The sequence below is a fragment of the Parabacteroides caecihominis genome (assembly GCF_023656785.1).
Lineage (GTDB): Bacteria > Bacteroidota > Bacteroidia > Bacteroidales > Tannerellaceae > Parabacteroides > Parabacteroides segnis.
In genome coordinates this window covers 15,955-37,794 of the sequence record NZ_JAMOKS010000037.1, presented here as the reverse complement: position 1 = coordinate 37,794, position 21,840 = coordinate 15,955, and the positions used below count along the sequence as shown (strand labels likewise).

General features: G+C 43.5%; 32 protein-coding genes and 1 pseudogene. 6 read left to right on the top strand and 27 right to left on the bottom strand.

Translation table 11 applies throughout. The features are described 5' to 3' along the window. Positions 1-410 precede the first annotated feature (410 nt). The 6 genes and pseudogenes from NBH14_RS23395 to NBH14_RS23370 all read right to left on the bottom strand — a co-directional run. Positions 411-2,501: pseudogene (locus NBH14_RS23395) on the bottom strand (TraG family conjugative transposon ATPase); the annotation flags it as partial. Beyond that, the gene (locus tag NBH14_RS23390) at positions 2,498-2,821 is read right to left on the bottom strand and encodes a DUF4133 domain-containing protein (protein ID WP_250817792.1); all 324 of its coding nucleotides are present in this window, start codon (positions 2,819-2,821) and stop codon (positions 2,498-2,500) included. The gene NBH14_RS23390 and the pseudogene NBH14_RS23395, both read right to left, overlap by 4 nt. Before the next feature lie 11 nt (positions 2,822-2,832). Continuing rightward, complete coding sequence (locus NBH14_RS23385; RefSeq protein WP_138995526.1) at positions 2,833-3,132, bottom strand: DUF4134 domain-containing protein; 300 nt, start codon at positions 3,130-3,132, stop codon at positions 2,833-2,835. Positions 3,133-3,150: 18 nt separating this feature from the next. Continuing rightward, complete coding sequence (locus NBH14_RS23380) at positions 3,151-3,738, bottom strand: DUF4122 family protein (protein ID WP_250817791.1); 588 nt, start codon at positions 3,736-3,738, stop codon at positions 3,151-3,153. Between the two features lie 19 nt (positions 3,739-3,757). Beyond that, positions 3,758-4,162, bottom strand: coding sequence for a DUF3408 domain-containing protein (locus tag NBH14_RS23375; protein WP_005647514.1), 405 nt, complete (start codon positions 4,160-4,162; stop codon positions 3,758-3,760). Then, positions 4,143-4,922: a ParA family protein gene (locus NBH14_RS23370; RefSeq protein ID WP_195511282.1), complete on the bottom strand. Its 780-nt coding sequence runs from the start codon at positions 4,920-4,922 to the stop codon at positions 4,143-4,145. Before NBH14_RS23370 ends, NBH14_RS23375 begins: the two co-directional genes overlap by 20 nt. 12 nt (positions 4,923-4,934) lie before the next feature. Here NBH14_RS23370 and NBH14_RS23365 point away from each other — a divergent pair, with 12 nt between their 5' ends. The 6 genes from NBH14_RS23365 to NBH14_RS23340 all read left to right on the top strand — a co-directional run bounded on the left by NBH14_RS23365 (position 4,935) and on the right by NBH14_RS23340 (position 10,118). Then, positions 4,935-5,102, top strand: coding sequence for a hypothetical protein (locus tag NBH14_RS23365; protein WP_250817790.1), 168 nt, complete (start codon positions 4,935-4,937; stop codon positions 5,100-5,102). A 204-nt stretch (positions 5,103-5,306) separates the two neighbouring features. After that, entirely contained in the window at positions 5,307-5,630 is a 324-nt protein-coding gene (locus tag NBH14_RS23360) for a hypothetical protein (protein ID WP_233530318.1), read from the top strand. A 47-nt stretch (positions 5,631-5,677) separates the two neighbouring features. Continuing rightward, positions 5,678-6,106, top strand: coding sequence for a conjugal transfer protein MobA (gene mobA / locus NBH14_RS23355; RefSeq protein WP_028728881.1), 429 nt, complete (start codon positions 5,678-5,680; stop codon positions 6,104-6,106). Further along, on the top strand, positions 6,103-7,350 hold the full coding sequence (gene mobB, locus NBH14_RS23350) for a conjugal transfer protein MobB (protein WP_250817789.1): 1,248 nt from the start codon (positions 6,103-6,105) through the stop codon (positions 7,348-7,350). Before mobA ends, mobB begins: the two co-directional genes overlap by 4 nt. 251 nt (positions 7,351-7,601) lie before the next feature. Then, complete coding sequence (gene mobC, locus NBH14_RS23345) at positions 7,602-9,608, top strand: conjugal transfer protein MobC (RefSeq protein ID WP_250817788.1); 2,007 nt, start codon at positions 7,602-7,604, stop codon at positions 9,606-9,608. Positions 9,609-9,722: 114 nt separating this feature from the next. Next, complete coding sequence (locus NBH14_RS23340; RefSeq protein ID WP_118032932.1) at positions 9,723-10,118, top strand: hypothetical protein; 396 nt, start codon at positions 9,723-9,725, stop codon at positions 10,116-10,118. 458 nt (positions 10,119-10,576) lie between these two features. On the opposite strand, the gene NBH14_RS23335 is transcribed toward NBH14_RS23340, so the two are convergent. The 21 genes from NBH14_RS23335 to NBH14_RS23235 all read right to left on the bottom strand — a co-directional run bounded on the left by NBH14_RS23335 (position 10,577) and on the right by NBH14_RS23235 (position 21,831). Further along, positions 10,577-11,545, bottom strand: coding sequence for a hypothetical protein (locus NBH14_RS23335; RefSeq protein ID WP_118032933.1), 969 nt, complete (start codon positions 11,543-11,545; stop codon positions 10,577-10,579). Positions 11,546-11,589: 44 nt separating this feature from the next. After that, on the bottom strand, positions 11,590-12,018 hold the full coding sequence (locus NBH14_RS23330; protein WP_250817787.1) for a hypothetical protein: 429 nt from the start codon (positions 12,016-12,018) through the stop codon (positions 11,590-11,592). Between the two features lie 91 nt (positions 12,019-12,109). Continuing rightward, positions 12,110-12,388, bottom strand: a complete 279-nt coding sequence (locus tag NBH14_RS23325; RefSeq protein ID WP_512699433.1) for an Imm44 family immunity protein — start codon at positions 12,386-12,388, stop codon at positions 12,110-12,112. A 46-nt stretch (positions 12,389-12,434) separates the two neighbouring features. Continuing rightward, the gene (locus NBH14_RS23320; protein ID WP_250817786.1) at positions 12,435-12,653 is read right to left on the bottom strand and encodes a hypothetical protein; all 219 of its coding nucleotides are present in this window, start codon (positions 12,651-12,653) and stop codon (positions 12,435-12,437) included. Between the two features lie 118 nt (positions 12,654-12,771). Beyond that, positions 12,772-12,996, bottom strand: a complete 225-nt coding sequence (locus tag NBH14_RS23315; protein ID WP_029427360.1) for a hypothetical protein — start codon at positions 12,994-12,996, stop codon at positions 12,772-12,774. Positions 12,997-13,053: 57 nt separating this feature from the next. After that, positions 13,054-13,356: a DUF6966 domain-containing protein gene (locus tag NBH14_RS23310; RefSeq protein ID WP_118032936.1), complete on the bottom strand. Its 303-nt coding sequence runs from the start codon at positions 13,354-13,356 to the stop codon at positions 13,054-13,056. 76 nt (positions 13,357-13,432) lie between these two features. Then, a complete protein-coding gene (locus NBH14_RS23305; RefSeq protein WP_233527273.1) occupies positions 13,433-13,720 on the bottom strand; it encodes a hypothetical protein in 288 nt (95 codons plus the stop codon). Between the two features lie 56 nt (positions 13,721-13,776). Next, positions 13,777-14,301 carry a hypothetical protein gene (locus NBH14_RS23300; RefSeq protein WP_118032937.1) on the bottom strand — a complete coding sequence of 175 codons (525 nt, stop codon included), beginning with the start codon at positions 14,299-14,301 and terminating at the stop codon, positions 13,777-13,779. A gap of 39 nt (positions 14,302-14,340) precedes the next feature. Continuing rightward, positions 14,341-14,691, bottom strand: coding sequence for a hypothetical protein (locus NBH14_RS23295; RefSeq protein ID WP_048317449.1), 351 nt, complete (start codon positions 14,689-14,691; stop codon positions 14,341-14,343). A 78-nt stretch (positions 14,692-14,769) separates the two neighbouring features. Continuing rightward, positions 14,770-15,126, bottom strand: a complete 357-nt coding sequence (locus tag NBH14_RS23290) for a hypothetical protein (protein ID WP_133303576.1) — start codon at positions 15,124-15,126, stop codon at positions 14,770-14,772. A gap of 51 nt (positions 15,127-15,177) precedes the next feature. Beyond that, complete coding sequence (locus tag NBH14_RS23285) at positions 15,178-15,690, bottom strand: ankyrin repeat domain-containing protein (protein ID WP_007558978.1); 513 nt, start codon at positions 15,688-15,690, stop codon at positions 15,178-15,180. A gap of 83 nt (positions 15,691-15,773) precedes the next feature. Beyond that, the gene (locus NBH14_RS23280) at positions 15,774-16,229 is read right to left on the bottom strand and encodes a macro domain-containing protein (RefSeq protein ID WP_029427323.1); all 456 of its coding nucleotides are present in this window, start codon (positions 16,227-16,229) and stop codon (positions 15,774-15,776) included. Between the two features lie 80 nt (positions 16,230-16,309). Beyond that, positions 16,310-16,924, bottom strand: coding sequence for a hypothetical protein (locus NBH14_RS23275; RefSeq protein ID WP_118033024.1), 615 nt, complete (start codon positions 16,922-16,924; stop codon positions 16,310-16,312). A 53-nt stretch (positions 16,925-16,977) separates the two neighbouring features. Continuing rightward, on the bottom strand, positions 16,978-17,379 hold the full coding sequence (locus tag NBH14_RS23270) for a hypothetical protein (protein WP_009126119.1): 402 nt from the start codon (positions 17,377-17,379) through the stop codon (positions 16,978-16,980). A 70-nt stretch (positions 17,380-17,449) separates the two neighbouring features. Then, positions 17,450-18,088, bottom strand: a complete 639-nt coding sequence (locus tag NBH14_RS23265; protein ID WP_199487941.1) for a pentapeptide repeat-containing protein — start codon at positions 18,086-18,088, stop codon at positions 17,450-17,452. A 44-nt stretch (positions 18,089-18,132) separates the two neighbouring features. After that, positions 18,133-18,426 (bottom strand): hypothetical protein, encoded by a 294-nt coding sequence (locus NBH14_RS23260; protein WP_008620111.1) that lies wholly within the window; start codon positions 18,424-18,426, stop codon positions 18,133-18,135. Between the two features lie 53 nt (positions 18,427-18,479). Continuing rightward, the gene (locus NBH14_RS23255; protein WP_041926317.1) at positions 18,480-19,091 is read right to left on the bottom strand and encodes a hypothetical protein; all 612 of its coding nucleotides are present in this window, start codon (positions 19,089-19,091) and stop codon (positions 18,480-18,482) included. Positions 19,092-19,160: 69 nt separating this feature from the next. Next, positions 19,161-19,502, bottom strand: coding sequence for a hypothetical protein (locus tag NBH14_RS23250; protein WP_004295473.1), 342 nt, complete (start codon positions 19,500-19,502; stop codon positions 19,161-19,163). 108 nt (positions 19,503-19,610) lie between these two features. Next, a complete protein-coding gene (locus NBH14_RS23245) occupies positions 19,611-20,345 on the bottom strand; it encodes a hypothetical protein (protein ID WP_250817785.1) in 735 nt (244 codons plus the stop codon). Positions 20,346-20,423: 78 nt separating this feature from the next. After that, positions 20,424-21,422: an SMI1/KNR4 family protein gene (locus tag NBH14_RS23240; RefSeq protein ID WP_250817784.1), complete on the bottom strand. Its 999-nt coding sequence runs from the start codon at positions 21,420-21,422 to the stop codon at positions 20,424-20,426. A 67-nt stretch (positions 21,423-21,489) separates the two neighbouring features. Continuing rightward, positions 21,490-21,831 (bottom strand): hypothetical protein, encoded by a 342-nt coding sequence (locus NBH14_RS23235; protein WP_004295473.1) that lies wholly within the window; start codon positions 21,829-21,831, stop codon positions 21,490-21,492. Between the last annotated feature and the right edge of the window lie 9 nt (positions 21,832-21,840).

Below are 21,840 nucleotides of genomic sequence, written 5' to 3'. Positions count from 1 at the left end.
GGATAGGTAATCCCCGTTTATTACATCGTAACTGTTGGCATGATAGATTGTCGGATACGACTTCCGTCCTTCACTCGCTTACTGCGGTTGTGTCGTGATAAGTTCTTGCTACATTCATACCTATACACTGAAGTAGTATCACGATATGGCGATTGATAGTTACCTTACGCCATAGCCTAAAGGGGAACCACTCGGACTATCGTTTAATCAATTCGGACTTTATCCTCATATCTATCTTTTCATCTCGCCATTCAGTCGCAGTTTGGTAACTAACTGACTTATGACTTTTCCGACATGCTACACTCCCTGCTCGGTTAAGTTTTCCCGAAAACAGATAAGTCGGCTGATGATAGGTTATTTTCAAAGAACACTTTCCTAATCTCTTGCCAAAGAGATGTTTACGATGCAACCTTTACGGGCGCACAGAGGTACTTCAGATATTCACTCATACTCGGCGAGGAAAGGGCTTTCCAAGCCTCCTCGCAGATCAGCATCTTCCGCACCCCTTTCAGGCGGCGCAGCTTGTTGATGAAGGCTTCCATGATGATGATCGTAACCACGGGGAACAGCTCGGCATTATCTTTTATACTGTCAATTTCAAATACGATGAACCGCTTGTGCAGCAGGTCGATGTTCTCGTTCGAGTTCAGCAGGAAGTCGTAGCGTCCGCCCTTGTAATACTGCCTGAGCGTGGTCAGGAAGTTGTCGATGTTGAAGTCCTTCCGGCTCACCTTGATGTCCCTTGCAGCCAGCTCCTTCCGATAATCGTTCAGCATGTACTCGTAGAAGGTGTCGAACGAGGGGACGATGTCCCGGTTCTGCTGTATCCGGCGGATGTACGCCGACACCGCACTGCCCAGCTCGCCGCTCTCCGTCTTCGTGATTTTCTCGTCCTCGCCCTTCCACAGCGCCAGCAGCAGCGTCTTGATGCTGTCCTTCTTCTCCACGCTGAACTTGTAGTCGTCCGTGAAGAAGGGGTTGAAGCTGATGGGCTTCTCCTCCGTGTACGTGTAGTAAATCCCGTCCTCGCCCTTGGTCTTGCGGTGGATCAGCTCGCACAGCCCTTGGTACGAGTTGCCCGTGTCGATCAGCACGATGTGGCTGTTTTGCTCGTAATACTGGCGCACGAGGTGGTTCATGAAGAACGACTTGCCGCTTCCGCTCGGACCGAGGACGAACTTGTTGCGGTTCGAGATCATCCCTTTCTTCATCGGCAGGTCGCTGATGTCCAGATGCAGCGGTCTGCCCGTCATTCTGTCCGCCATCTTGATGCCGAAGGGCGAGAGCGAGTCCTTGTAGTTCGTTTCCTCGGTGAAGAAGCACAGGGCTTGCGGGATGAACGTGTAGAAGCTCTCCTCGAAGGGGAAGTCCCCCTCGTTGCCCGGTATCGCCGCCCAAAAGAGCGTGGGCACGTCCACCGTGTTGTGCCTCGGCTTGCACTCCATCAGGGCGAGCTGGCTGCCCACCTCGTTCTTGATGCGCCTGAGTTCCTCCCGGTCGTCGCTCCATGCCATCACGTTGCAGTGGCAGCGCACCGAGGTCAGCCCTTTCGAGTGCGCCTCGTTCAGGTATTCCTCTATCCAAGCCTTGTTGATCTGGTTGGAGCGGGAGTAGCGGGAGAGCGAGTGCATGTTCCGGGCGGTCTGCTCGAAGCGTTTCAGGTTCTCCCCGTGGTCGTCGATGAAGATGTACTGGTTGTAGCAGTGGTTGCAGTCCAGCAGCAAGCCCACCGGGGCGGCGAACGACAGCCGGCAGTCCGAGCGGTCGGTCGAGAGCCGCTCGTAACGGCTGTCCGTCGCCACCTTGCCCGGCAGGTCTTCCGTGTCCGAGAGGGTGTGCAGGCAGAGGATGTCGTCGCCGATGCGCATCTCCTCCGGGTTCAACTGGATGTCCTTCAGCACCGTCGTGTCGTGCTGCGAGAGCGAGAGGTACTTCTCCACGATGCCCGCCGCCGCTTCCGTCCCGGTGATCTCGTCCGTCGTGAGGCGGCGCAGCGTAACGAAACCGCTGTCGTTCATGATCTTCTCGAACTGCCCGACGGCTTCGAGGAACCTCGTAACCGTCTCCCGGTCCTCTATCTCCTTGGGGACAAGCCTGCCCTTGCAGAGGGTGGAGAACGTGCTTTCCTGACGGCTCCGCACCTTCGTGGTCTTGGTCAGGAACAGATAGCAGGTGTGCGAGAGGAACGGGCGTTCGTTGAAGTGCCTCTCAAAGCTCCGGCTCAGGAAGCTCAGGTCGTCCCTGTCCGTTTCCGGCCGGTACTTCTCCTCGATGAAGAAGTCCTGCTTGTGTACGATGGAATACTCCGGCAGCACCTTCACCGCCTTGTGCCAAGCCGAGTGGATCGCCTCGTACTCGCTCCCCGTAACGGAGAACAGTTCCGGCAGTTCCACCCTGAAGGCGACCGTCACGTCCGCCTCCTTGCTCACGATGCAGCCGTTCTCCACCGCCAGCAGCGGGAACTTGCTTTCGAGCGTCGCCGCTTTCATTACGTTTTTCATTCTTGCCAGTGTTTAAAGATAAATAATCGGGGGATTTTCAGGCGGTTCACCACGTACCTCGGATGCCTCCTGCGGGCGGCAGCCTTCATCAGCCCGTGCGTGCCGTACCGGGCGTTCAGCCGGAAGGTCAGCCATACCAGCAGCGTAGCCGCAGCCACGCCGCAGCCGATGCACACCCACTGGTTCACGCCCGCCATGTACAGGATGACGAACACCACGAACACGGCGAGCAGACCGCCGCAGAAGATGAAGAGGTACTGGCTTTCCAGCCCCTTGAACTCCACGTTCCTGCCGATCCCCTTGTTGATTTCCATGTCCATAGTCCGCTGTTTTACAGGAAGAACGAACGGAGGATGGTAGCCGCCACGATCAGGAAGATGCAGGCTCCGAACCAGCTCGCCGCCGTCTTCGACGTGTCGGGGTCGCCGGAGCTGAACTTCCCATATACTTTCACCCCTCCGATCAAGCCGACCACCGCACCGATGGCGTAAATCAGTTTCGTTCCCGGCTCAAAATACGAGGTGACCATCTGCGTGGCTTCGGTGATGCCCGCCTGCCCGTTTCCCTGCGCCATTGCGCCCACGGCAGCCAGTATGCAGGCCGCCGTGAATAAGATTTTTTTCTGTTTCATTTGTCTTTAAAATTTTAATTAAACATTATGGTTGTTCATCAGCCGGGCTACACGCTCACGTGCGCCCTCGAACTCGTCCAGCATCGCCTCCCAGATGTCCGACCCCATCACGGACGGCAGCACCTCACGGGCTTCCCGCTCCGCCTTTTCGTCCGCATTGTCCGACACCAGTACCCGGCGCACCTTTTTCAGGTCATCGAAAGAGTACCCCGTGGCGAAGTCGGGGTTGCCGTCCGGGTAATAAGCCCCTAATTCCTCTTCCTCCTCCAGTTCCCGGATCTCCTCCGGCGTGGGTTCATAGTCCGTCTCCTCCTCGTCCTCCTCCGGCTCGATGTCGGAGTAGTCCGCCCCGTCGTCCTCCGCTGCGGGCTCGTCCACGGCCCCGGCTGCCGCTTCCTCCCCGTCCTCCGCTCCGAAGGGCAGGTAGGTGCTTTCTCCCATGACCGTGTACGGCTCGCCCGGTTGCCCCGGTTCCTTTCCCGTTCCCTCCGTGTCTTCGTCCGTCTCCGCTGTCCCGAATATCCCGGTGATGTCCTGCCGGTAGTATTTCCACAGCACGGCGAGGTAATAGAGCAGCAGGACGGTGAGCGATAATTTCAGTATCATGCCGTTTCCTCCTTCCTTTTTAAAAGAGGTTCTCCAGTTTCCCGGCGTATGCCGCCTCGATCTCCTCCCGGTATTGCTCGAAGTGCTGCGCCAGCACGTTGTCGATGTATGCCGAGAGCGACACCTTGCCGCCCGTCAGCATCACCGAGATTTTGGCGATGCGCTCGTGGTACTCACGGCGCACATAGACCGGCTTGCCGTAGCGGGCGGGGATGTCCATGCCTTTAAGGAAGGTCGTCTCGTAGTCCGCCTGCCTTCCCTTGCGCCGTCTTGTGTCCGCCGCCTTCCCTTCCTGCGCCTTCTCCACCGGCACGGCGGTTTCCTCCTTTCCGGTTCCCGGTTCTCCTGTCCCTGCCGCCTCGCCCGCCATCATCCGCATCAGCAGCTCCTCGTCGATGGGCTTCTCATTCCGCTGCTTCTTCATAGCCTTCCAGTTTGAGGATGGTCGCTATCTCACGGGTCAGTTCGGGGATGCCGCTGCCTGCCAGCATCCGCCTGTCGGGAGCCAGCAGCGTGGAGCGGAACACCGTCCGTCCCGTACTGTCCGCCTCCTTGCGGAAGCGTTTCGTGTCGGGGATGCGGGTTTGCAGCATCGGCAGCCCCATGTCGGCGACCACCTGCCCGTACTTCTCGTACAGCCCGCTCGTTTCCCGCTTGTCCACTTGGTTCCAGAAAAGGTAAAGTCCCTTCAGGCGGCTCGTCTCCTTGCCCAGCATCATCCGTTGCAGCACGTCGAGGAAGGAGAGCGTGCTCTCCAGTACCGCCTTGTCCGCACTCACCGGGGCGAAGATGTAGTCCATCTGTGCGATCGTGCGCAGGATGCCCGCCGAGTTCACCGTGCCCGGCAGGTCGAAGAAGAGCAGGTCGTAGCAGCCTTCCGCCGCCAGCTCCCTTGCCGTGTCGGGGGCTTGCTCCACCCGGCACTTGCGCACCGGATAGGCGGCACGCCCCGGCTGCCGCATCTGTTCGTAAGCCGCCCGTTTCAGGTATTCGTTCTCCAGTACCGCCCGGCTGTCCCGTTCCCGCATCTCGTACAGGCTGTACTGCGGGAAGTCGCAGTCGATCACCGCCAGCGGACACCCCAAGCGGTAGTGCAGGTAACCCGCCACCAACACCGTGATAGCTGTCTTGCCGCTGCCGCCTTTCTGTGTGGCGAAAGCCACGTTCAATGTCTGTCTGTCCATATCGTCATTCTGTTGGTTATTCATCCGGCTGCCCGTGCAGCCGCTTCTCTGTTCACTCAATCGGTCAGCTTTTCAGCCACTCTGCCGTTCATTCATCCGTCCGTTCATCCGTTCAGGCATCCGGTCATACATTCAGCCCGGCATCCGGCTGTCCAACTGTTTGACCGTTTAGCCGTTTAGTCATTTAACCGTTTGGCTGTTTAGCCGATCGTCCGGCTGGTTATCCGGTTGTCCGTCCGTTTGTCCGGCAAGACCGTCAGCCGTTCGGCTGTCCGTCCGGTCGGCTATCCGGTTGTTTCCTTGTCTATCCGGACAGTCGTTTCACCGCTTCCACGGCGCAAAGGAATATCAAAATACCGGTAGTTTATCCGTTTGATTATCAGTGTGTCGTGCATTGTCTTTCCACCCGTAGGTTTGTCGCATCCGGGCATGGTGTCCGGACGGGAAAAGGGCTGTTACTTTGCAGGCGGAAACCAAAATGGAGTAAGAATGGAAAAGAGCGGCAACCGCCCGAGGGAGTGCCCCGGCACTCCGCAGCAGGCAAGGGCATCCCCAATCTGTCCGGCAGGACGGATTTTATTTTCAAACGAAAATGGCAAGTTGTGTGCTGCGGCACTCGAAATGAATTTCGTGCCTCACCACCACCTTGCCCCCTCGATGTGGCATCCCCCTCCGGAGTCGGGGGATGCTCACGGGGGAGAGCCGTAGGCATACGGCGTTTTCAGACCATGTTTCACTTAAAATTTTACAGGATGATGGACAATCAGAAGAAGTATGCGGGCAACCACGGGCGAAAGCCCAAGCCCGACAAGATGCGCCACCGCTACGTGTTCCGTCTGGACGACGGGGACAACGCCCGTTTCCTCGCGCTTTTCGACGAGTCGGGCAAGGCGACCAAGGCGGAGTTTATCGTTTCCGCACTTTTTGGCAGGGAGATTAAGGTCATTAAACTGGATAAGGGGACGCAGGATTTCTACATGCGCCTGACCACTTTCCACTCGCAGTTCCGTGCCATAGGCACGAACTACAACCAATGCGTGCGTGCGCTCAAATCCAATTTCTCGGAGAAGAAAGCCCTCGCTTTCCTCTACAAGCTGGAGCGGCACACCCTCGAACTGGTCGAGTTAAGCAAGCGGATTTCCGCATTGGTGGAGGAGTTCCGGAGCAAATACCCCGTCCGATGATAGCCAAGATCTCGCACGGCAGCAGCCTGTACGGGGTGCTTGCCTACAACCAGTTGAAGGTGGACGAACGGCACGCCGACGTGCTTTTCACCAGCCGGATTATCGAGCCGCAGGGCGATAACCCCTACACGATAGGGCATCTTTCCCGCTCGTTCAGTGATTACCTCACAGCCAATCGCAAGACCGAGAAGCCCGTCCTGCACATCTCCCTCAATCCCGACCCGAAGGATTGCTTGAGTGAAGAGCAGTTTGTCAGCTTGGCGGAGGAGTATATGCGGCGCATGGGCTTCGGCGACCAGCCCTATATCGTCTATCGCCACAACGACATCGGGCGGGAGCACCTGCACATCGTTTCCGTCCGGGTGGACGAAACCGGGCGGGCGATTTCCGACAGCTACGAGCACGGGCGTTCGATGAAGGTCTGCCGGGAGCTGGAGAGGCAGTTCGGTCTTGTCCCGGCTACGCCCAAGCAGTGGAAGGAGGGGCTGCCCTTGTCGCCCGTCGGTTACGGGGACGGCAACCTCAAGGGGCAGTTGGCGGGAGTCATCCGCCCGCTTGCCCGGGAGTGGCGTTTCCGTACATTGGGCGAATACCGTGCCGTCCTTTCCCTTTACGGCATCACGGTGGACGAGGTAAAGGGGGAATACGGCGGGCGGGAGTATCACGGCTTGACCTATTCGGCAACCGACAGGGAGGGCAACAAGGTCGGCAAGCCCTTCAAGTCCTCCGTGTTCGGCAAGGAGGCGGGCGTCGCAGCCCTCGAAAAGCGGATGCACAACGCTGTCGCATGGGAAAAGACCCACAAGGAGGTCGCCGCCGCCACCGCCGGAAAGGTTGCAGCCGCCATGCAGAGCGCAGGGCATGACCGGGCGCAGTTCGAGCGGGAACTCATGCGGCAGGGCATCGGCGTGGTATTCCGTCAGAATGAAGCCGGGCGCATCTATGGGGCGACCTTCATCGACCATGCCGCCAAAGCCGTCTTCAACGGCTCCCGTCTGGGCAAGGAGTTCTCCGCAGGCGTGTTCAACGACCTTTTCGCCGGGCAGGAAGGCATTCACTTGCCGCAACCCTCCGCCGAAGTGGAACATCCCACCCGGCAGCAGGAGCAGCACAAGGACGGCACCACCCAGAACGTGGCGGCCGCCTTCAACCTCTTTGCCCCCGTACCCGGCGGAGCGTCCGGCGACCAGCCCGTACCGCCCCGAAAAAGGAAGAAAAAACGCAAATATGGAAGGCAACAGTAACAATGCCCAATGCCCATCCGCATGGCACACCGACCTCATTTTCGCAGCGTAAAGCGGAACGCAGCGATTTTCGGATAAGGACAAAAAGCTGTTTGAGCGTAGCGAGTTCTTTTTGTCCCCGAAAATTGCGAAGTGGAGTAGCGAGAAAATGCAGTCTTGACTTTTTCTTTTTGGTATCTTTTTCTTTTGTGTCAAGACAAAAGAAAAAGTACATAACTAAAACGAAGTTTTAATTTATACATCAACGAATTATGCAAAACGAAGACGATTTGCGTGGACTCGCCAAAGTCATGGAGTTCATGCGTGCGATAAGCATTTTATTTGTAGTCATCAATATTTATTGGTTCTGTTACCAGTCCGTCCGGGAGTGGGGCATCGACATCGGCGTGGTCGATAGGATATTGCTCGGCTTCCAGCGTACCGCCGGGCTGTTCTCCAATATCCTCTGGACGAAGCTCTTCGCCGTGCTGTTCCTCGCCCTTAGCTGCCTCGGCACAAAGGGCGTGAAGGAACAGAAAATCACGTGGCGCAGGATCATCCTTTGCGGCGTGTCCGGCTTGTTGCTCTTTTTCGGCAACGGGTGGTTACTCGCCCTTCCTCTGCCGTTTCCGGCGGACACCGTGCTGTATATCGCCACCCTTACCGCCGGGTATACCTGCCTGCTCATGGCGGGGTTGTGGATGTCCCGCCTGCTGAAGACCGACCTGCTCGAAGACGTGTTCAACGTCGAGAACGAATCCTTCATGCAGGAGACCGAGCTGAAGGAGAACGAGTATTCCGTCAATCTCCGCACCCGCTTCTGGTTCAGGGGCAGGGCGTATGACGGATGGATCAACCTTGTCAATCCCTTCCGTGCGACGATGGTCTTGGGCACGCCCGGTTCGGGTAAGTCCTATGCGATAATCAACCAGTACATCAAACAGACCATCGAGAAGGGCTATTCGCTTTTCCTGTATGATTTCAAGTACCCCGACCTCTCCGAGATAGCCTACAACCACCTGCTCGCCCACTTTGACGGCTACAAGGTCAAGCCCAAGTTCTACGTGATAAACTTCGACAATCCGAGGGAGAGTCACCGCTGCAACCCCATCCACCCGGACTTCATGACCGACATCAGCGATGCCTACGAGAGTGCCTACACGATTATGTTAAATTTGAACCGCACGTGGATTTCCAAGCAAGGCGACTTCTTCGTAGAATCGCCTATTATTCTGTTAGCCAGTATTATATGGTATCTCAAAATCTACAAGAACGGCAAGTATTGCACCTTCCCCCATGCCATCGAGTTCCTGAACCGCAAGTACGCCGACATTTTTCCCATCCTCACCTCGTACCCGGAGCTGGAGAACTACCTTTCTCCCTTCATGGACGCATGGGAATCCTCAGCGGTGGAGCAGTTGCAGGGGCAGATAGCCAGTGCCAAGATACCGCTTTCCCGCATGATTTCCCCGGCGCTCTACTGGGTGATGACGGCGGACGATTTCACCCTCGACATCAACAATCCCGAAGAGCCTAAAGTGCTCGTAGTCGGTAACAATCCCGACAGGCAGGGCATTTACGGGGCGGCGTTGGGACTGTACAACTCCCGCATCGTGAAGCTCATCAACAAGAAGAAACGGCTCAAATCCGCCGTGATTATCGACGAGCTGCCCACCATCTACATGCGTGGGCTGGATAACCTGATTGCCACCGCCCGAAGCAACAAGGTAGCCGTCATGCTCGGCTTTCAGGATTTTAGCCAGTTGAAGCGTGATTACGGGGACAAAGAGTCCGCTGTGATTTGCAATACGGTCGGCAATGTCTTTGCTGGTCAGGTAGTTGCCGAAACCGCCAAGACACTGTCCGAGCGTTTCGGCAAGGTCTTGCAGAAACGGCAGAACATGACCATCAACCGGAACGAAACCTCCGTCTCCATCAACACCCAGATGGACAGCCTTATCCCGGCGAGCAAGATTTCCACCCTCACACAGGGTATGTTCGTCGGGGTGGTAGCCGACAATTTCGACGAGCGTATCGAGCAGAAGATTTTCCATGCCGAGATTGTCGTGGATAACGAGCAGGTCAAGCGGGAGACCGCCCGCTACGTGAAGATTCCGCAGATCATCGACTTCACCGACAAGGACGGCAACGACACCATGCAGCAGCAGATCGACGCCAACTACTACCGCATCAAGAACGAGGTCAGGCAGATTGTAGCCGACGAAATTGAGCGCATCAAGGCTGATCCGGAGCTGTCGCATCTGATTAAGAACAAGTGAGGATAAAAATACCCCGTCGGCAAAACAAGCCGGCGAGGTTCTTTTTATCGGGTATGTTTTTTTTCGGTATGAAGTAATGGTTAAGTGAGCGAAATACATTATTTTTGTAATGATATGGATAAGGACAATCGCAAATACCGGATCTGCTTCATCGACTATATGTGGTATGTAGCCGAGATATGGCACGAAAGGGAGCATACCAACCTTAACGGGCGTATGCTGTTGTTCTTTTGCTGGCTCTTTGCCATACTCGTACCGCTTGGAATACCGTTGATGTTTCGCTATTTCAGTTGGATTGTTGCTTTTGCCGTAGTGATGATGCTCTGCTTTCTTCCCGACTTGTTCTGCCAGCTCCGCTACACAGCCGGGCAGCGTGAAGCACTCCGTGAATATTACGGAAAGATGAAACATCCCGGCAGGAAGCTCGCCAAAATAGTCCTTATCGCTATCGCTCTGACTGTGGTGAATGTCGCACTGATGTTTCACCTCGGATTTATACATTGGGCATGATAAACGGCAGGAGAATAAGCATCGGTTCTATCTCTGGGATTACTTACATATCGGCTAATTTCCATTTCACGGCAGAAGCCGAAACATCATCATCGTTCCGCTTTAAGCAGTAGTGCTGTTTGCTGCTAACATTTTATTGTGTCAATTCATTATCAGTTTTACAACAGACCAATGACATTTGCAACAATAGATATTGTCGCTATGTTGTTCTATACCTTCTATATCTATCATTGGAAGTTGTAATTTCTTTCCTTTCATCACAATCTCAAACTCATTGAAATGCCAATCTTTAAGTTCTTGTTTTTCTATTGTGAAACCACAACTCTGTAAAAGTGTTGTAAGCTCTATTATAGGATTACATATTGATTTGTATTGACACATATTATTTTTCCCTTGTTAGTAATGTCCGGTGGCTAACCGACCTTTTCAGGGGAGGGTAAGCCGCTTGTTATGTATCTTTATAAGTTGGGATGACTTACCCAATTATATTTTTTCATTAACTTTTCCATTGCTTTATTCTCTGCATTATTATTTCTGAAATAAATATATACAGATTTCAAGGTTTTCAGATGAAATAATGTTTTTTCCAACTCTTCGGTTGTTAGACATGTTAGTTCCGTTGCGACAAAACGCTGCAATTTCGGAAGATATCTGACACTGTCTATACCATAGCGCAGATTCGGGCAGCCTGCCAACTCCAACAATTCCAAGTTGCTCAGTTTTGACAAGTCTGGCAAGGTCTCAAGACTGAAAGTCCAGTGCAGATAAAGTCTTTTCAGATTAACCAATTTAGATATCCACGAAAAATCCGAGCATTTCGTCTGCCTTTTCAGATACAGATATTCCAAATTCGGAAATTTGTCAGGCAAACACTCCCCGTTTGTCAGTTTGGAGAATATGGATAACTTTTTCATATTGAAGTTAGGATTCAGACTCGATGCGTCCATTTTTTTGACCTCCAATTCTTTAAGATTTGTCAAACTGTTAATGACAGAAAGTTGTTTTTTAGTAATTTCCAAATAGTCTCCAAAATTAAGAGTATCTAAGAACTTTAACTCTTGCAGGCTCTGCAATGATATGCTTCTTTTAATCAGACCTAAAATTGAAAGACTTTGCAGTAATGGAGTATATTGAACAAAATCAATAGAATCCAATTCTGCTTTATGCGGAAAGTTGGAGACAAGTAAATGCCGTACATTACTCAAAAATTCAATAATATTGAGATTGTATATCAAATCTTCATCTTCTTGACTTATTCCTAAATCACAATCAATACATATCATACAATCATTCATTCCAAGCAATTTATTAATGGATTGCAATTGACTCACAGTATAGCCCTGTGTACCAAACAATTGTATTGATTCTCCTTGTACTATGGTTATATTTGCAATTTCCTGTGAAGTTTGTTTACGAATATATATCATATTGAATTTTATTAAGATACATAATGTGTTTCAGCTAACAAAATTTAGCTGTTAAGTTGATTGTTACCAATGTTTTGTTTTGGGAAATAATATAAGCTATCAACTTTGTGTTTCTCGAAAAATAGTTCTATATTACCAATTCTTATAGAACCATTCTTGGAAATATTATTCTTGAATTTATCTTTTACACCATCTATATGTTGTCCAAGAATGAATATATCGTCAATAAATTCAATATTGATATTTTGCTTTTCTCTATTAATGTCGTTTCTTTCAACCATAATATATTGACATATATTATTTACTTTATCAAAAGAGAACTCAATTTTATATTCGAGTGAGTAAGCTGCCATAAGATAATGATGTTTAGTTTCAAACAAATCATCAGATATGTTTTTGACAACTTCAATACTTGTCAATTCTTCAGCGATACCTTTTTCAGAAAGTAGTTCTGATGTCTTTATCTTATACATAGCTTATTTTATTTTCGTTATTTTCAATTGGTAATGCTTGGCGGATAACCGACCTTTTCAGAGGAGGCTCATCCGCTTGTTATCAATGGTTTTACTTTGTGCAATCAATTAACTTTTTTATTTCTTCGACACGTTTTGCATCGGTAAACGATTTAGATTTAAAATAATTATCTGTAAATTCCTGATTTTTAATTCGTAATATTCGTTCTCTTAACAACGGAACTAAAACTATGGAATCGAGATTTTGAAATCGTTCCTTATATTTTATCAATATCTCTTCCAAACGATTAAAAACAGCATCGCAAAGTTGGCATCTCATTTCATTTTCTGACAACTCTATATACTCATCCAAAGCCAACATTTGATCTATGTTAAGTATATCTTTTTTTTGAATATATCGAGCATACGATTTTAAGCTATTTTTTTTTAATATCTTCTCTGCGAAATAATCTTAAAACAATAGCTAATGATATATGGTGTTTATCTATTCTTTGCACCTGATTAGATATTTCCTCTTGCCCAATCATATCCCCCAAGTTGGTAGCTATATAGTTTACAACTTTGTCTTGTTTCACATTGGCTTCAAAACTTCCAGCCCACCTTAAATCATATGTTATTGATAAAAAAACTCCCATATTATTTATTCCGTTAAAAACAAACTACATTTTTAGACATCTTTATTGATAATGTCTGGCAGCTAATTGACCTTTATGGGCGATTGAGGTGCATGTTACTGATACATTCTTTTAATTCTTATATCCTTTCTAATTCATATAAAACTTCTTTCAGTAAGTCATATTCTTTATTATTCAAATCTCCATGCGCTAATAATCCGCAAAGATTAGAATATATCTTATCATAGATTTGTGGATCAGCATCATTCTGGAAGGAATGTATTAGTTTCTTATAAAACTCATTCCTACTTTCCGATAGCTCTGTCATTTGCTCCAATTTTCTAATAAGTTCTTTCGTATTCATTCTTATAGGTAATGTCTGGCGGATAATCGACCTTGAAAAGGTCGATTTATCCGTATGTTACTGACTTTTCTCTGAATTATTAAGTTCAACAAAAAATTGTACCATTCTATTGTATAATCTATCACGTAGCTGGTCTAATCTATTGTTTTCATCAATGCAAATGATACCATTTCTCATTAAAACCAAATCTGTAAATGATCCCATTCCACCAAATAGACCTTTAATTTCTCTTAGCCAATCCTTTGGGGAAGAAACATTGGCTGCATACAATCTTTTGAGAGTGATTATCCAACCAGTTTCACCCACAAATTCTAATAACTCTATTATTTCTAAAAGGATTTTTCTTAATTCTTTTTCCATATTTCCTTTTTATTTCTTCAGTCAGTAATGTTTGTTGGATAATCGACCTTTGGAAGATTAATCCGTATGTTATCGTTTATTTCAACTTAATTAGTTTTTCATATTGAAAAGAAACATCAAGAAGTTTATCTACTAATTCATCTCCAAGCCAACAATCTATTAGATATTTGCCATAACTTGGTGTAAACGAGTAAATATCTTTATCAATCGCATTAATCATATTTTCCAATTCTTTTTGTACATTATGTAATGCACCATCAGGAAGAGAAGTCTTCCTACATTCAAAAGGTTGCGCTAATATTCTTTTTACATCATCAAGTATATTCACACAACAACTTTTTACTGTTTCTTTTCTACTTACCATATTAAACGATAATGTTTGGCAGCGTTCCGCTTATTCAGTCGGTTTGCTGTTTGTTACTAACGTTTACACATCGAATAGAGATTTATTTTATCTTTGAACATCTGTTCCGATTCTTTATATCCTTGCATTTTATAATATTCAAGTAAAATATCCGGATGCTTATTCAGTAAATAATAATCTATTAAACAATTTGCAACATCAAGATAATCATGCGTTTTACAACGCTGCTTATATTCGTCTTCCGAGATTTCAAGTTCATTTAATATATAATCTCGCTCCGACTCATCTATAACAATTTCTTCGTTTTCCCACTCTAAAAGCACGTATTTGCAAAAAGCCCTAAAACTATCCGATAAAAGATAAGTATATAAATCTTTTATTGATAATTCTTGAAAGTTACACTTACAGAGCAAAGTATTACATTCGGAGATGTAATCTTCAAGGTTATCAATTCGTGCTTCCTCCCAAGAGTCATTTTCTTTACAGAAATAAAGTTGTGGCAACTCTTGTTGAATTGTTTGCCATAGTTCTTTCAATTCTTTACTTTGAAGTAGTCTTTCAATTTCTATTCGATTTACCATATTTTTTGCAAGTTAGTAATGTATTTCAGCTAACTGCATTTAGCTGTTAAGTTGATTGTTACCAACATTTATTTTTTCAATTCTCCCAATAAGCATATATTGGCTATGTGATATTAAATATTCTTCATTTTTTTCTTCGTATTTATTTTCTAAACACAAAGCACCACCGACAATAACATCAACATTCGTTTCTAAATCAAAATATTCTTTTTCATATCTGGGTTTCAAAATTAGAATACAACTTTTTTGTCCATTAAAATCTAAAAAACTATCAGATTTGAAAAGAAGAAATGTAGGAGAAAGTTGCTTTATTACTATACCATGAAGAATATTACTACCATTATGATTGAAACCCCACGGTTCATCTACTGTTAGTTTGTACTTGACCATATTTATTAATTTTCTTTAGTTGGTAATGGGTTGGCAGATAAACAGCCTTAAATGTTTTATCTGTTTGTTATCATCAATTTAATAAAATTCAACTATACAGTCCGATAAAGTGTAACTTCGTCCATTAGACAATTCAATATTGTCATTGTTGATTTTTCCCGTCAATAAATTCAACATACTTGCTCCTTGCGTTATTTGTTTTCTCCAACCTAATATATCAGAGTGGTATTCTACTGCATAAAACTTATTGCCATCAGGTGTTGTAATACAACAACCTTCTTCTGAAACTCCTCCACCTTTAGGTAATGAAGGCTGAACAAATCTTGTTACTTTGTCGAAATTTGAAGTTACTTTTTTGAAATTTGAGGATGGCTCACCTTGAATATATAGAAATTCAATACCATACATCTTTTCATAACCCGGTATGTTATTCATATCTTTCATTATTTATCTTTTGATGATAATGTCCGGCAGCGTGCCGCTTGTTCAGTCGGTTTGCTGTTTGTTATCATTGTTAAAGAATCTTCTTACATCATAATTTGCGATAGTTCTTGCCAATGATTTAGGAGATACTCCATTGTTGTTCTCTATATCGGGATTAGCTCCATTTTTCAAAAGGTGTTCGATAAAAAAGCCATCTCCCTTGTATTGCATAACAGCTTCCCATAAAGGAGTATTACCATTTGCATTTTGCATATCTATATCTGCATTATGATTCAGGAGTAATTCAAAAATACCTTTCAACTGATATTGAACAGAAAGATATAATGCAGTGCGTCCGTCTTTCCTTTTTTCATTTATATCCAACCCTTTTTTTACAAATTCGGGTATAATTACACCTGCGGGATGTACGATACTCTTGTAATTCATTATATAGTAATGAAGTAGATTACTCCCATATTTATCTTTACTATTTATGTCATAATCTATTAGAGCTTGTATAAACCTGTTTGAGTCATCACTCAATAATTCAAGTTTCATATCTTCTATTGTTCTCATTTCTTTGATTCTAATGTAAACAACGATAATGTCCGGCGGATAATCGACCTTTCTGGGGAGATTGATCCGCTTGTTATCTGCCACTATTCACTTTGATAAGTTTCAACTACATACAAATCAACGTTAGGATAATCGTTTGAAACTTTGTTCAAAACAGCTTTTACATCATCCCATTTTAATCCTCCTAATCCAGCACCGATTGCAGGTAAGGCTATTGCCGTTACATTATCACCACTGGCTAACTCAAGCATCTGTATCAGTGCCTTTTCGATATACTCTATTTTAGCTCGTGTTCGCCACGTTGCTTGAGTGCCAAGATTATATATATGCCCGTTGCCATAATCATAATCAAATACATCTCCGGGGCAAAACTTGTTTTCTTTACACAATAGCTTATATTCAAGATACATATCTGGATATTTGTCTTTGAACTGCACGGCAATGCCTTTACCCATTGCACCGGCGCAATTACATCCGTGCGCATAACTACTTACACCCTCAATGCGGAATATGTCGCCTTTCTCAATATACCTAATCATTGTTTTTTCTTTTTTATTGTTATTTTATTCTGGCAGATAATGTCCGGCAGATAAACCACCTTAAATGTTTCATCTGTTTGTTAGCAACCTCTTTTTGTTTTATAGATTATTTCAGAATATCCATTTGGAAATGATTTGGTGATGGAGTCTAAAGCCCCATCGTCCTGATATTGGAATATGTGAACCAAGCCTCCAGCGTTTTCCCCCTCTTCATTATACTGTTTGATTTCAATATGTGTCAAGACATTTCCATCATAGATGTAACTCTCTTCACGGCTACCATAATTACCACAAAGTAGCAACCGATTCAGCTTTCCATCCTTGAAAAAGTAATGACATACATTCATCAGATGTTTGCCATTATCATAGAGAATACTTTTCACAAGATTGTCAGTATAAAATAGGAAGGTGTGATAGAATTGATTTTCAATCGAACAACCAGCCTTTACTTCAATTATTTTTGCTTGATCATTAAATCCATATATACAAAGATTTTTGCTACTTTTTATTGTATCATGACGTTTTACAGGCTTCCCTTGTTTGAAACCATTACGCTGATAAGAGAATGGGGTAAGTTCATAAAACTCACTTTTATAATATTCATTTCTTACGACCTCTTTTTCAATTTGTTGCCTTATAAGTTCAAAGTCGTTTTTATATGCTTCAAATTCAGCTTTTAACCTTTCGTTCATCATATATTTTTGTTATTTAGGTTGCTAATGGGTTGGAAAGGAACGCCGTTTAGGAGTTAGCTTTCCTTGTTATCAATTTTATATTCTTCATATTCAAGAAACGCAGTATCAACATCTCCTTCTAACAGGTAGTAGAAACAATCTTGTATTATATCAATCCATTCAATAATTTGCTTTTGCTGTTCTTGTGAGACAAAATTAGCCCCGACAATCCATCTCCTGCCTAAATGTATAATGCTATACACATCACTTATTAGGGTTTGATTGATTGTCGGCTTCATAAAATCATCCGCAAGAACTTTAAGACATTCCATTATCTCCATAAAATTACACTCATATAGTTTTCCTCGAAATGGACGAAGTAAGCCAAGAAAGCCATTTTCCCATTTCTCATTTTCTATATCATTGTTTCTACAAGAATGAAAACTTAATAAAATATATGCTTCTTCTTTTGTCATTGCGTTTCTGTTTAATTGTTGATAATGTTTGGTGGCTAACCGACCTTTTCAGGGGAGGTTGAGCCGCTTGTTATCGTCGGCTTGAAATATTATATTCAGGAATCATTTCCGGAATTTTCATTTTCTCATACTGCTCTATTTTAGGTTTATTTCCTTCAAATTTAATTCCTCGCAAATCACAACTGATAAATCTTGTTCTTGTAAAATTGCAATTATAGAATTTTGAGGCTCTAAACTCTACATTTTTAAATTCAGCACCGGTGAAATCACAATTATAAAATTTTGTCCGCCTGCCACCATATTCATATCCATATGTTGTAATACCAAATTTAGCATCAATAAAGCAACAATTCTCAAAAATGGCATCATTAGCATTAATTACCAACTTAGATTTTCGAAAATTACATTCTTTGAAAATTGATTTATCCATTAAACAACCGTCAAATTTCGTTCTGAAAAAATCAACATTGTACAAAGAACTTTCAACAACAGAACAAGAAAGAAATGAATAAGACATGTTGATTGTTTCAAATTTTGATTGTTTCAAGTATGCTTTACGCAACTGAATAACTGATGATTTGCAACTAAGTTCTATACCCGATAGATCTAAGTTTGACATTTCGATGTTGCTTTGGGTAAATTGCTCTAAAACAGGGCTAATTTGCTCCAGAAATATTGGATCAGACCATTTTTCTTTAATCTTATTCATTTCCTTCTATTTACTTGACGATAATGGGATGCAGCTAACTGCGTTTAGCAGTTTAGGTGATTGTTACCAATGTTTTCTAAAATTAATTGATGAATCCTTTCTGACAAATTCCATTGTAGTGAGACAAATTTTTGTTTCATTGGTAGATCAGAGAACGAACCAATGCCTGAAAGTGAGGCATCAATTTCATGGAGATTTTGATAAAATGATTCGCAATCTTCTTCGCCTTCTTTTATTAGTTTCAACTTATTCTCATACCAAACCGCTTGTTTATGCCAACCTGTTTGATGTAGTAATTCTATCATTTTCTCCAATTCATCAATTAATTTATTTCTCATTTTTAATTTTATATTATTGGTAATGTTCGGCGGATAATCTCTCTTACGGAGATTTATCCATTTGTTACCGATGTGCCATTTATTTCTATTTCTTTAAATTTTAAAAACTCATTTGCCTTATACAAATGAAGTAATTGCATTTTCATATTTTCATTGACAATGTTTTTATAAAAACCGTATTTATTCCACCCTTTTAAAAAGAACCCATCTACAGATGAAGGTATTTTAGACATATCTAACACAAGTGTACTCATGCATTCAAATTCTTCTCGTTTGGAATGAATATTGTCAACACAATCAATTACTTCATTAAAAATAATTGCCATATAATCAAGTGGGAAATCTCCATGTACTGAAACCCTTTTTAAAGAAATTCCTTTTATGGAGGACAATTCGTTTATATTCAATATATCTTCTCTGACAAGAAACAAATGGCTGACTTCAGCAAATTCTGGCATTCTTATTTGCCCAAATCCAGATATACTTTTAGCGATTAGCCCCTTACCTTTGATAAGAGCTTTTATTTGATACCTTTCCGATGAAGATGAATCTATAATTCTTTGAAAATTAATTTCTTTATCTTCATATATAAACTCCCACGAATATGTAATACATTTCTTCCATATTCGATTTTCTCCATTCAAGTATATTTTATACCATTTCATATTGTCATTGTTAATCGGTAATGTCCGGCAGATAAACCGCCTTCAATGTTTCATCTGTTTGTTAGCAACCTATTTTCTATCAATCTTTTGTAAAAGTTGATTGTAATACTTCTCTAACATTTTGATGTTATTTTTTCTGTCAATTTTTCCACTTTCATTATCTGTGTATGCAAACCACTTAAATAGCAATTCAACAAAAATATGTTTACCAATTTCTGTTAAAGAACTTTCCTTAATAATTGAAGGCATGATTAGGTTTCCTTCATTATCACATGGATTATCACACAAAAGTCCCTTTCCGTATGCGTAGTTTAATAAGTTCTGACAACAGACTTTCGCATAGTCTTTATCTCTCTGACGGATTTGAGCTTCTATAAGTCCGTCAACATCAAAAATTATTTGGTCACTCATATTCTTTTTAGTTTGTAAAGTTGCTAATGTCTGGTGGATAATCGACCCTTCGGGAGATTCATCCGCTTGTTACCGACGCATTTTGTTACTGATTATCTTTTTATTATCTTACTCGTAATTGTATGTACTACAATATCGCTCATACGAAATATTATTCTGATTCAGGTAATCTTCAAAATCGACATACCGAGCCTCTTGTTGTAGATATTCTCTATATGCGACATAAAATCTTCGGCAATCTTCTATAAGAGTTTCGTCATTGTCAATTTTCAGTTTGTTTGAAATAGCTTGGAACCTGTCAACGGAGCTTAACATATTCGGTATATCCGAGATGTTTGCTCCATTCACTCCATTCAAAACGCCAAAAGGAATTTCATGTATTGAGTACCATAAATGCTCTTTCCCGATGAAATACTGTGCTTTTAGCGCATCTTCATTATCAGGATCTTTTTTAAGAACCATATCAGCTAACTGAATTGAACTGTATTTATAATTATGCTCATTAGAAAATATAGATACAGGACTTGTAGTTGATATATATTCAATCCCATCCCTGCCATGCAGACAATAGAATAGGAACTTCAATCCTTCTATGCCTCCGTTTTGAAAGTCCTCATTAACTGTTGGGACTATTGCCTTTTCAATAAAAATTTTATTATAGCTTACATCTTTGTATTTGTCCCAAAACTCATATAATTCAGGAATAGTTGGATTGCCATCTGCATATTGAGCCTTAGCCCATTCCGTTAAAAGAATGTGCCGCTGCTTTCGTTCTGGTTTGCTAATGTATTCCTTTCGGAATTTCAAGCATATTTCAATATAATCAGTTAATATTTGTTTCATTGTTTTTGTTTTCTCGTCGGTAATGTTCGGTGGATAATCATCATTAAAGGAGATTGATCCGCTTGTTATCTGCCCGCTTTATTCCTCTTCTTCGATGAAATGATTTATAAAGTAATTGAATGACTGGGCGATGTAACGAGTATTTGTTTCAAAGTTGTATTCTCTTGAAGCGTTTTCGTCCCACTCGTCAGTCACGTAATAGTAAATCTTTTTATTCTTCAAGTTCAACGCATAATAGTTTCCACCCGAATCCATAGCAAAAGGCAACAGATTGCATGGCATTAAATTCCTACTCCATATATCTTTGGCTATGACTTCAATTGTTTCAAAAGCATTGGTGCGTTCCTTTATCGGAAAGAACGCATTTATCTCCACCCGATCCAAATCCTCGTCCTGCGGTTGATAACAATATGGTGATGGCATACCACCGTTGAACTTGAGGTAAAAGTTCTTCATGCCTGCCGGAATCTTTACATTCAACTCAACCTCAAAATTCTTTATATCTTCTTTTGTTAGCGAAGCCGAACAGTCCGAAAGTTCAGGCATTACACCTTCTATTTCTATAATCTCCGTTTGTTGTTCCTCTTCGATTTTTGGGAAAGCAACGAGATTATTGAAAAAATCATCTATTGAATCCGCTATCAATTGAGGTTCATCAAAAATAAATGCATCGCTATTTTTTACAAAACCAATAATTTTATAAAAATATACAGCTCTGTTTTTTATATTGATTGCAATTACACCAATATTTCTCAAATTGTTATGTCCACTGGCAAATAGCAGAATATTGTCAGAAATCGAATTAGAACTACGATGCTCCAAGGTTTCTCCTTCAACAGTATGAAAAAGAGCATTTTTAAAACTCTTATTATATTTGAACGGTTGGAAAATTCTAATTTCCACTTCGTAATATTTGTTTATGGAGATGGTTTGCTGTTTAGGTTCTCCTCCATTATATTGCAAATAGAACTCTTTCAGTCTTTCCGGCAAAACATGACCCAACTTGCTCTCAACTTCTTCAAAATCTTTGAGAGTAAGACTTTTTTGACAATTTTCTAATTCTATCTTCATATTCATTCTTTTTATGGGCAGATAATGTCCGGCAGATAAACCGCCTTCAATGTTTCATCTGTTTGTTAGCAACCTATTTTCTATCAATCTTTTGTAAAAGTTGATTGTAATACTTCTCTAACATTTTGATGTTATTTTTTCTGTCAATTTTTCCACTTTCATTATCTGTGTATGCAAACCACTTAAATAGCAATTCAACAAAAATATGTTTACCAATTTCTGTTAAAGAACTTTCCTTAATAATTGAAGGCATGATTAGGTTTCCTTCATTATCACATGGATTATCACACAAAAGTCCCTTTCCGTATGCGTAGTTTAATAAGTTCTGACAACAGACTTTCGCATAGTCTTTATCTCTCTGACGGATTTGAGCTTCTATAAGTCCGTCAACATCAAAAATTATTTGGTCACTCATATTCTTTTT

Coding starts and splice junctions, on each gene's coding strand:
- NBH14_RS23385 (WP_138995526.1), bottom strand. CDS start 3,132: ATGAAACAGAAAAAAATCTTATTCACGGCGGCCTGCATACTGGCTGCC.
- NBH14_RS23340 (WP_118032932.1), top strand. CDS start 9,723: ATGGATAAGGACAATCGCAAATACCGGATCTGCTTCATCGACTATATG.
- NBH14_RS23295 (WP_048317449.1), bottom strand. CDS start 14,691: ATGGTCAAGTACAAACTAACAGTAGATGAACCGTGGGGTTTCAATCAT.
- NBH14_RS23335 (WP_118032933.1), bottom strand. CDS start 11,545: ATGATATATATTCGTAAACAAACTTCACAGGAAATTGCAAATATAACC.
- NBH14_RS23275 (WP_118033024.1), bottom strand. CDS start 16,924: ATGATGAACGAAAGGTTAAAAGCTGAATTTGAAGCATATAAAAACGAC.
- NBH14_RS23290 (WP_133303576.1), bottom strand. CDS start 15,126: ATGAATAACATACCGGGTTATGAAAAGATGTATGGTATTGAATTTCTA.
- NBH14_RS23240 (WP_250817784.1), bottom strand. CDS start 21,422: ATGAATATGAAGATAGAATTAGAAAATTGTCAAAAAAGTCTTACTCTC.
- NBH14_RS23280 (WP_029427323.1), bottom strand. CDS start 16,229: ATGATTAGGTATATTGAGAAAGGCGACATATTCCGCATTGAGGGTGTA.
- NBH14_RS23300 (WP_118032937.1), bottom strand. CDS start 14,301: ATGGTAAATCGAATAGAAATTGAAAGACTACTTCAAAGTAAAGAATTG.
- mobB (WP_250817789.1), top strand. CDS start 6,103: ATGATAGCCAAGATCTCGCACGGCAGCAGCCTGTACGGGGTGCTTGCC.
- NBH14_RS23320 (WP_250817786.1), bottom strand. CDS start 12,653: ATGGGAGTTTTTTTATCAATAACATATGATTTAAGGTGGGCTGGAAGT.
- NBH14_RS23370 (WP_195511282.1), bottom strand. CDS start 4,922: ATGGACAGACAGACATTGAACGTGGCTTTCGCCACACAGAAAGGCGGC.
- NBH14_RS23380 (WP_250817791.1), bottom strand. CDS start 3,738: ATGATACTGAAATTATCGCTCACCGTCCTGCTGCTCTATTACCTCGCC.
- NBH14_RS23315 (WP_029427360.1), bottom strand. CDS start 12,996: ATGAATACGAAAGAACTTATTAGAAAATTGGAGCAAATGACAGAGCTA.
- mobA (WP_028728881.1), top strand. CDS start 5,678: ATGGACAATCAGAAGAAGTATGCGGGCAACCACGGGCGAAAGCCCAAG.
- NBH14_RS23260 (WP_008620111.1), bottom strand. CDS start 18,426: ATGAGAAATAAATTAATTGATGAATTGGAGAAAATGATAGAATTACTA.
- NBH14_RS23310 (WP_118032936.1), bottom strand. CDS start 13,356: ATGGAAAAAGAATTAAGAAAAATCCTTTTAGAAATAATAGAGTTATTA.
- NBH14_RS23235 (WP_004295473.1), bottom strand. CDS start 21,831: ATGAGTGACCAAATAATTTTTGATGTTGACGGACTTATAGAAGCTCAA.
- NBH14_RS23285 (WP_007558978.1), bottom strand. CDS start 15,690: ATGAGAACAATAGAAGATATGAAACTTGAATTATTGAGTGATGACTCA.
- NBH14_RS23330 (WP_250817787.1), bottom strand. CDS start 12,018: ATGTATAAGATAAAGACATCAGAACTACTTTCTGAAAAAGGTATCGCT.
- NBH14_RS23265 (WP_199487941.1), bottom strand. CDS start 18,088: ATGAATAAGATTAAAGAAAAATGGTCTGATCCAATATTTCTGGAGCAA.
- NBH14_RS23255 (WP_041926317.1), bottom strand. CDS start 19,091: ATGAAATGGTATAAAATATACTTGAATGGAGAAAATCGAATATGGAAG.
- NBH14_RS23270 (WP_009126119.1), bottom strand. CDS start 17,379: ATGACAAAAGAAGAAGCATATATTTTATTAAGTTTTCATTCTTGTAGA.
- NBH14_RS23305 (WP_233527273.1), bottom strand. CDS start 13,720: ATGGTAAGTAGAAAAGAAACAGTAAAAAGTTGTTGTGTGAATATACTT.
- NBH14_RS23390 (WP_250817792.1), bottom strand. CDS start 2,821: ATGGACATGGAAATCAACAAGGGGATCGGCAGGAACGTGGAGTTCAAG.
- NBH14_RS23245 (WP_250817785.1), bottom strand. CDS start 20,345: ATGAAACAAATATTAACTGATTATATTGAAATATGCTTGAAATTCCGA.
- mobC (WP_250817788.1), top strand. CDS start 7,602: ATGCAAAACGAAGACGATTTGCGTGGACTCGCCAAAGTCATGGAGTTC.
- NBH14_RS23375 (WP_005647514.1), bottom strand. CDS start 4,162: ATGAAGAAGCAGCGGAATGAGAAGCCCATCGACGAGGAGCTGCTGATG.
- NBH14_RS23250 (WP_004295473.1), bottom strand. CDS start 19,502: ATGAGTGACCAAATAATTTTTGATGTTGACGGACTTATAGAAGCTCAA.